1 protein-coding gene is annotated in these 980 nt (G+C 66.4%); it reads left to right on the top strand.

Going from position 1 to position 980, the window contains the following annotated elements:
• Positions 1-198: 198 nt before the first annotated feature.
• A partial coding sequence (locus PC39_RS16610; protein WP_353254534.1) for an IS110 family transposase occupies positions 199-980 on the top strand: 782 nt, incomplete at its 3' end.

Genomic DNA, 980 nt, shown 5'->3' with positions numbered 1-980 from the left:
TCAGGAGCATGAGAAGAGTTGCCGGGGATGGAGGGACAACACCCTAGCTTTCTGACCTCGGGTACAGACCGGGAGAGTATTGCCCCATCCCCCTTCAACACCGATGAGGAATCTAGCAGCCGAGACTGCCGATGAATCGCGAGGTTGTGCTCAAGGGGGTCCCCGGCATCCAACCCGTTCGGATTGGAGGTTTTGAGTATGGCACAGCAAGTCCAACCCGTCAGGATCGGCGCGGACGTGGACAGCCGCTTCATTCAGATCGCCTACCACGAGCGCCGCGAGGGGGACACGATCGACAACCGGCCCGGTGCCATCCGGGCCTGGCTGCGGCGCCAGAGTGCCCCGGCTGCGCTGGCGGTCGAGGCCACCGGCCCCTATCATCAGGCGCTGGTCGAGCAGGCCCATGCCCACGGCATCACGGTCTACCTGATCAACCCCTTTCAACTGCACCACTATCGCCAAGGCATCGGCCAGCGTCACAAGACCGACCGCGCCGACGCCCGGTTGCTGGCGCGCTACCTGGCACACGAAGAGCCAGAGCTGCGGCCCTGGACACCGCCGCCGCCTGGTCAGCGCCAAGCCTGGCAACTGCTCAAGCGCCGAGCCCAGGTAGTCCGGGCGCGCACCTTGCTGACCCAGAGCCTGGCCGATGTCGAGGGGGTGGACCGTCAGATACGGGCCGTGCAGCGCCGCTTCGAGGCCTTGGAAAGCGCCCTGGAGCACCGCGTGCACGAGCTGCTGCGCCAAGCCGGCTGGCAGCACGCCTATCGGCGCTGCCGCAGCATCCCGGGTCTCGGTTCCTTGTCGGCGGCTGCGCTGGTGCTCGCCTACCACCGCGGCCCCTTTCCCAAGGCCGATAGCCTGGTGGCCTTTTTGGGCCTGGATATCCGGGTGCGCGAATCGGGCCGGCACGTCGGACACCAGAAACTCACCAAGCAGGGCGATGCCGAATATCGGCGGCTACTGCACAATGCCGCCCG

Origin of the sequence: Salinisphaera sp. PC39 (genome assembly GCF_040361335.1) — a bacterium.
Taxonomy (GTDB): Bacteria; Pseudomonadota; Gammaproteobacteria; order Nevskiales; family Salinisphaeraceae; genus APNM01.
Note: the sequence above shows the minus strand (reverse complement) of the source record. Positions and strands in the feature narration are given on the sequence as shown.